The organism is Aeromonas sp. HMWF017, from assembly GCF_003061465.1.
In the GTDB taxonomy this organism is placed as follows: domain Bacteria; phylum Pseudomonadota; class Gammaproteobacteria; order Enterobacterales; family Aeromonadaceae; genus Aeromonas; species Aeromonas veronii.
In genome coordinates, this window is sequence record NZ_QAJD01000136.1 from 48,540 (window position 1) to 55,366 (window position 6,827).

Genomic DNA, 6,827 nt, shown 5'->3' on the forward strand with positions numbered 1-6,827 from the left:
CCTCAAGATAATGACAAGATAATGAGGAGTTAATGGTGATTGATTCAGTAAAACAGATCCTCGCCGAATTTAAGCCAGCTGGCTGGCACAAGGATCTGGTTGATGCCGGATTCGTTCGCGAGATGATCAATCAGGGTCAGGGGCTCACTATCCGGCTGGTATTGCCGTTTGCCGGTCTTTCGCTGCTCGATCAGCTCAAAGAGAACTACGATGCCAGACTGCGCAGCGCCACCGGTGCTGCCCGTATTGACTGGGCATTGGAGATTGACGTCGCCAGCATGCCGCGGGCGCAGGGCCTTAATGCCGTGCAGGGCATTCGCAACATCATCGTGGTTGCTTCCGGCAAGGGCGGGGTAGGCAAATCCACCACCGCGGTCAATCTGGCGCTGGCCCTGCAAAAAGAGGGGGCGCGGGTCGCCATTCTCGATGCCGATATCTATGGCCCTTCCATTCCCACCATGATGGGCACCCTCAAGGAGCGCCCGGTCAGCCATGACGGCAAGCTGATGGAGCCGGTGATGGCCTGCGGCCTCAAGAGCAACAGTATCGGCTATCTGGTCTCCGAGCAGGATGCCACCATCTGGCGTGGCCCGATGGCGAGCAAGGCGCTGGCGCAGATCCTCCATGAGACCCGCTGGGGCGAGGTGGATTATCTGGTGGTAGACATGCCGCCGGGCACTGGCGATATCCAGCTCACCATGGCCCAGCAGGTGCCGACTTCGGCGGCAGTGATCGTCACAACCCCGCAAGATGTGGCGCTGGCCGATGCCCGCAAGGGGATCGCCATGTTCAACAAGGTCAATGTGCCGGTGCTCGGTATCATCGAGAACATGAGTTATCACGTCTGTAGCGCCTGCGGTCATCATGAGCCGCTGTTCGGTACCGGTGGCGGTCAGAAGATGGCAGAGCAGTATCAAGTGGCGCTGCTTGGCCAGTTGCCGCTGCACATCGACATCCGCCAACACATGGATGATGGCTGCCCGACGGTGTTCGGCGCACCGGAAGGGAGCCTGGCTCAGGCCTATTTGAAGCTGGCGCGCAGGGTAGGGGCTGAACTCTTTTTCAGCGCAAAACCGATTGCGACCCCCCTCTATGCCATGGCGCTGGATGAATAATCGGCGGTCGGTCACTTGAAAGGGAATTGAGGGTGGGCATGACCCACCCTTTTTTATATAATGGATCGGTTTAAACCATCCCCACTGCTCTTCTCTTTTAGGTATTTGTCATGTCTGATACTCAACATTCGTGTGTGATCATCGGTATTGCGGGCGCATCTGCGTCTGGCAAAAGTCTTATAGCCCAGACCATTTATGAAGAGCTGGTGGCCGAACTGGGCGCAGGTCAGATTGGTGTGATCACCGAAGATTGCTACTACCGTGATCAGACCCACCTGACCATGGAAGAGCGGGTCAAGACCAACTATGACCACCCCAACGCGCTGGATCACGACTTGCTGGTACAGCACCTGAGCCAGCTGGTCAAAGGTGACGCAGTTGCCATTCCCCAGTACTCCTACACCGAACACACCCGGATGAGCGAAGTGACCCCGTTTGCGCCGCGCCGGGTGATCATTCTGGAAGGGATCCTGCTGCTGACCGACAGCCGTCTGCGGGATCTGATGGATGCCTCCATCTTTATGGATACCCCGCTCGATATCTGCCTGCTGCGCCGTCTGGTGCGTGATGTGCAGGAGCGGGGCCGTACCATGGACTCCGTGCTCAAGCAGTACCAGAAGACGGTGCGTCCGATGTTCCTGCAGTTTATCGAGCCGTCCAAACAGTATGCCGATGTGATCGTGCCCCGTGGTGGCAAGAACCGCATCGCCATCGACATGCTCAAAGCGCGTATCCGCCACATGTTGATTGGTTAAGATGAAACAAGCCGGGTGATGCCCGGCTTTTTTAAAAGCACAATTTGTCAGGAGAGTTGCCCAATGCGTCTGTGTGATACCGATATTGAACGCCATCTGGATGAAGGCAAGATCGTCATTGAGCCACGGCCCGGGGTAGAGCGGATCAGTGGTGTCAGTGTCGATGTGCTGCTGGGTAACGAGTTTCGGGTGTTTCGCGATCATACCGCGCCCTATATCGACTTGAGCGGCCCGAGCAGCGAGATGGCCGATGCCATCGATCGGGTGATGAGTGACGAGATCCACATCCCCGATGGCGAAGCCTTCTACCTTCACCCGGGTCAGCTGGCGCTGGCAGTGACCTATGAATCCGTCACCCTGCCTGCCGATATCGTCGGCTGGCTGGATGGCCGCTCTTCATTGGCGCGCCTGGGTTTGATGGTGCACGTGACGGCGCACCGGATCGATCCGGGTTGGTCCGGTCGCATCGTGCTGGAGTTCTACAACGGCGGTAAACTGCCGCTGGCGCTGCGTCCGAAGATGAAGATCGGCGCCTTGAACTTCGAGATGCTCTCCGGCGTCGCGGCCCGCCCCTACAACAAGCGGGAAAATGCCAAGTACAAGAGCCAACAGGGCGCCGTTGCCAGTCGCATCAATCAGGACTGATAACTGGCAACACGGCAACGATTCAAGGGAGCACAAGGTGCTCCCTTTTTGCATCTGGAATCAAACGGATATGGGATTGATGGTGCTGGTCGGATGAGATTGGCGGGGCAGGGACGTTTTATCACCACTTTTGCCCGTTTTTCTGTCATAAAAACGTCATAAAAATGAAATTATTGGCTTAATTGTCAGCTATTTCTGCCCTTTCCCGCAATCATTGGTGGCTTTAATTAATCGGTGGCAAGCCGCATGAAGACTGGCTCTAGGATATTTTTTTCCAAAAAGCTCTTTTTTTTTATGGCTGAAATATTTCAATGGTGGCTATGGTGTTGGCCGCCATCTGGCATAATCCGCCGCAACTCATAAACAGGCTTTTTTTTATGTTTGAAATGTTTAGTGGTTTGGGTTTGTGGTGGTCAATCGGTTTGGTATTGGCCGTTTTTTTTGTGCTTGCCTATGAATTTATCAACGGCTTTCACGATACCGCCAACGCGGTAGCAACGGTTATCTATACCAAGGCGATGCCAGCTCACCTGGCGGTCGTCGCATCGGGGATCTTCAACTTCTTCGGCGTCATGTTTGGTGGACTGGGTGTGGCCTATGCCATTGTCCATCTGCTGCCCATCGACCTGCTGCTTGGGATGGATTCCACCCAAGGATTGATCATGGTCTTCTCCTTGCTGTTTTCCGCGATCGTGTGGAACCTGGGCACCTGGTTCTTCGGGATCCCGGCCTCCAGTTCACATACCTTGATCGGTTCCATTCTGGGGGTAGGCGGCGCCTATGCCTGGATCACCCATAAACCGGTGACAGAAGGGATCAACGTGGGCAAAGCGATCGACATCATGCTTTCCCTCATCATCTCCCCCACCATAGGTTTCATCATCGCGGCGCTGCTGCTGCTGGCGATGAAGCGCATCTGGACCAGCAACAAGATCCACAAAACACCGGAAGAGCGCCAGCTGGTGGATGGCAAGAAACACCCGCCATTCTGGGCGCGTCTGACCCTGGTGGCCTCGGCCATGGGCGTCAGCTTCGTGCACGGCTCTAACGATGGCCAGAAGGGCATCGGTCTGGTGATGTTGGTGCTGATCTGCATGGCGCCCGCCTATTTCGCGTTGGACATGAACAGCCGCTCTTATGACCTGGATCGGACCCAGGATGCCAACCAGCGCATCATGGAGATCTACCAGCGCAACCAGTCTGCCCTCTCGGACGTCATCAACTTCTCTGCACCGGCAACGGCTCAGGAAGAGCTGATGACCCACTGCTCCGCCGATGGCGTGCTGCAGGCGATGGCTACTCTGGATGCCCGTCTGGGTGCCGTGCGTACTTATGATCAGATGAGCTTGACCGACCGCCGCGAAGTGCGTCGTCTACTGCTCTGTATCGATGACACCGCCCGCAAGGCTGCCAAGCTGCCGCTGCCAGCCAAGGAGCTGACCGATCTGGCCAAATGGCGCAAGGATCTGACCGCTACCGCTGAATACGCACCGACCTGGGTGATCGTCTCCATCGCGCTGGCGCTCGGTTGCGGCACCATGGTGGGCTGGCGTCGTATCGTTCATACCGTGGGCGAAAAAATCGGTTCCACCGGTATGACCTATAGCCAGGGCATCGCGGCCCAGATCACGGCAGCGACTTCCATCGGGGTTGCCAGTCTGACCGGTATGCCGGTGTCCACCACCCACATCCTCTCTTCTGCGGTGGCGGGTACCATGGTAGCCAACAAATCCGGCCTGCAGAGCCAGACCATCAAGACCATCCTGATGGCCTGGGTGTTGACCCTGCCGTTGACCATGCTGCTCTCCGGCGGCCTGTTTATCGTCAGCCACCATCTGTTTGGTTGATCTGCCGCGCTCATAACGCGCATCACAATGACAATGTCGCCCGGTCGAAAGATCGGGCGGCATTTTTTTAATGCTGGATAGGTCGAGTCTCGTGAGCGCAAGAATATGGCTTGCAGGGATGTTAAGAGCGGGTTAGAAATCCCAGCCAGATTGCGGCATCGGTTCGGGTTGATCGCCTTCGCGAGCCTTGCGGCGGGCAGCCTCGACCCGGCGTTTGCGATCCCGGCACAGGCGCATCACCTCTTGTTGCTGGGCAGAGGTCATGGTGAGCCAGTTGAAACGCTCTTCACGATTGCGCAGGCACCCCTTGCAGTAGCCCTTGTTGTTCACTTCGCAGACCCCGATGCAGGGGCTCTGCAGCGGGAAGATTTCGAGCTGTTCCATCCATCACCTCGCACATCCTGTCACCTTGTTATAACCCAGCGGATCCCCTTTGGAGAAATCCTGCTTCAAGTGATTGATGTCGTTTGCTTTCCCCCTGCAAATTTGGCATCTTCCCCGCCGAGCATGGCTCTTGGCGTTATATGAGGACATATGAACAAACACGCGTACTGGCTGACCGCCGCAGTGCTGGGACTGGCCGGTTGTGCGGGCAACTCTGACAAAGCAGAAGTGCCCAAAAAACAGACCGACGACAGATGCTTTCTTAACTGCGAGGTGCCGGAAAATCTGGGCAAGCAGTATCTGGACGGGACCTTGCCAGAGGATCTGGTGAGGGTAGAGCGGGTCAATAGCCGTGCGCGTGCCGACTACAGCAAGTTTGGCCCGCAAAGCAGACTGGTATTGGAGCGCTCCGGCAAGATGACCCGCCGTTATGGCGAGCTCTATCACCAGCTCTCCCGCTGGGTGGCGGGCGGCGGCAATCCTGCCGACATCACCCGTTATGGTATCAGCCTGGCTCAGCTGGGCGGCGCCGATCGCATGGGTAACGTGCTGTTTACCGGTTACTACTCGCCGGTGCTGGAAGTGCGCCACCGCCCGGATGCCAAGTACAAATATCCCATCTATGCCATGCCCAAATGTGGCGGTCGCTGTCCGACCCGGGCCGAGATCCATCAGGGGGCCCTGGCCAACCGTGGGCTGGAGCTGGGTTACAGCAAATCCCTTATCGACAACTTCCTGATGGATGTGCAGGGCTCGGGCTTTGTCCATTACGGGGATGACGATCGGCTGCAATATCTGGGCTACAGCGGCAAGAACGGTCACGGTTACGTCAGTATCGGCCGGGTGTTAATCGATCGCGGTGAAGTGCCCAAAGAGCAGATGTCGATGAAGGCCATCAAGGAGTGGGCCAACCGTCAACCGGAGGAGAGCGTCAAGGAGCTGGTGGAGCAGAACCCCTCCTATGTCTTCTTCGAGCGTCGCCCGACCAATGATGTGATCGGTGCGGCCGGTATCCCGCTGCTGCCGCTGGCGGCCGTCGCTGCCGACAAGACCCTGCTGCCGATGGGTACCCCGATCCTCGCCGAAGTTCCCTTGCTCGATAAAGAGGGCAACTGGACCGGCAAGCACCAGCTGCGGCTGTTGATTGCGCTGGATGTGGGCGGGGCGGTGAAGAAGGGGCACCTCGATCTCTACCACGGTATGGGTGAGAAGGCCGGTGTCGCTGCCGGTCACTACAAGCACTTTGGCCGGGTCTGGAAGTTGGGCCTGCACCACGGGCCGACCGCTGCCCCCTGGTTGTAATCCTCTGAGGGGTTGGGCGTCTGTCATCGGGCGCCCGAGCAAACCCGAGCAAAGATGAAGAGACAAAAAAGCCGCCGGATTGCTCCGGCGGCTTTCTATTTTGTGCGAGTGGCAGCTGGTGGCTGCGTCAGCTCTTCTGGATATCCAGCCGGATAGCGCCGACCGGTTTGCAGCAGCAGGGGAGGCACTCCCCTTGGGCGACGAATGCCAGCGGCACATTGGGGTAGTGCACCTTGCCAGCCATCAGCGGAGTGCGGCAGGCGCCGCAATAGCCGCTGCGACACTGGAACTCCACATGATGACCGTGGCGCTCCAGGGTCTCCAACACGCTTTCGCCGGGATGGGCGTGCAGCACGGCACCATCCCGGGTATGTACCCGTGGTGCCACGACCGCCTGCTGTTCGGCAGGTGCTTGCGGGGCAGGGGTCAGCGTGTTGGTGGCGTCACTCACAGCTCGAAATCACCCAGGTCGTCGGCATTGACTTCGCTGTCGATCTGACCGACCAGATAGGAGCTGACCTCTACCTCTTGCGGGGCGACCTGCACGTTGTCGGATGACAGCCAGGTGTTGATCCAGGGGATCGGGTTTTGCTTGGTGCCGGCAAAGGCTGGCTGCAGGCCGACCGCGCTCATGCGCAGGTTGGTGATGTACTCCACATACTGGCAGAGGATGTCCTTGTTCAGGCCGATCATGGAGCCGTCCTGGAACAGGTACTCGGCCCACTCTTTCTCCTGAATGGCCGCTTCTTTGAAGATCTCGAAGCAGGCCTGTTCGCATT

The 6,827-nt window shown here is 57.8% G+C and carries 8 protein-coding genes; 5 read left to right on the top strand and 3 right to left on the bottom strand.

What is annotated here, in order from left to right; translation table 11 throughout:
- Positions 1-32: 32 nt before the first annotated feature.
- From apbC to DBR30_RS13780, 4 genes are all read left to right on the top strand, one after another.
- Complete coding sequence (apbC, locus tag DBR30_RS13765; protein ID WP_108542102.1) at positions 33-1,115, top strand: iron-sulfur cluster carrier protein ApbC; 1,083 nt, start codon at positions 33-35, stop codon at positions 1,113-1,115.
- Positions 1,116-1,225: 110 nt separating this feature from the next.
- Positions 1,226-1,870, top strand: a complete 645-nt coding sequence (udk, locus tag DBR30_RS13770; protein WP_005345570.1) for a uridine kinase — start codon at positions 1,226-1,228, stop codon at positions 1,868-1,870.
- A gap of 63 nt (positions 1,871-1,933) precedes the next feature.
- Complete coding sequence (gene dcd, locus DBR30_RS13775) at positions 1,934-2,515, top strand: dCTP deaminase (protein ID WP_005336719.1); 582 nt, start codon at positions 1,934-1,936, stop codon at positions 2,513-2,515.
- A 377-nt stretch (positions 2,516-2,892) separates the two neighbouring features.
- On the top strand, positions 2,893-4,362 hold the full coding sequence (locus tag DBR30_RS13780) for an inorganic phosphate transporter (RefSeq protein ID WP_108542103.1): 1,470 nt from the start codon (positions 2,893-2,895) through the stop codon (positions 4,360-4,362).
- A 132-nt stretch (positions 4,363-4,494) separates the two neighbouring features.
- On the opposite strand, the gene DBR30_RS13785 is transcribed toward DBR30_RS13780, so the two are convergent.
- A complete protein-coding gene (locus tag DBR30_RS13785; protein ID WP_108542104.1) occupies positions 4,495-4,746 on the bottom strand; it encodes a DUF1289 domain-containing protein in 252 nt (83 codons plus the stop codon).
- Positions 4,747-4,896: 150 nt separating this feature from the next.
- Between DBR30_RS13785 and mltA the strand changes: the two genes are divergently transcribed.
- Positions 4,897-6,048: a murein transglycosylase A gene (mltA, locus tag DBR30_RS13790; protein ID WP_108542105.1), complete on the top strand. Its 1,152-nt coding sequence runs from the start codon at positions 4,897-4,899 to the stop codon at positions 6,046-6,048.
- Positions 6,049-6,175: 127 nt separating this feature from the next.
- On the opposite strand, the gene yfaE is transcribed toward mltA, so the two are convergent.
- Positions 6,176-6,499, bottom strand: a complete 324-nt coding sequence (gene yfaE / locus DBR30_RS13795; RefSeq protein WP_181363580.1) for a class I ribonucleotide reductase maintenance protein YfaE — start codon at positions 6,497-6,499, stop codon at positions 6,176-6,178.
- Positions 6,496-6,827: ribonucleotide-diphosphate reductase subunit beta (locus DBR30_RS22220; RefSeq protein ID WP_258224430.1), on the bottom strand; the 332-nt coding region annotated here is incomplete at its 5' end. The genes DBR30_RS22220 and yfaE, both read right to left, overlap by 4 nt.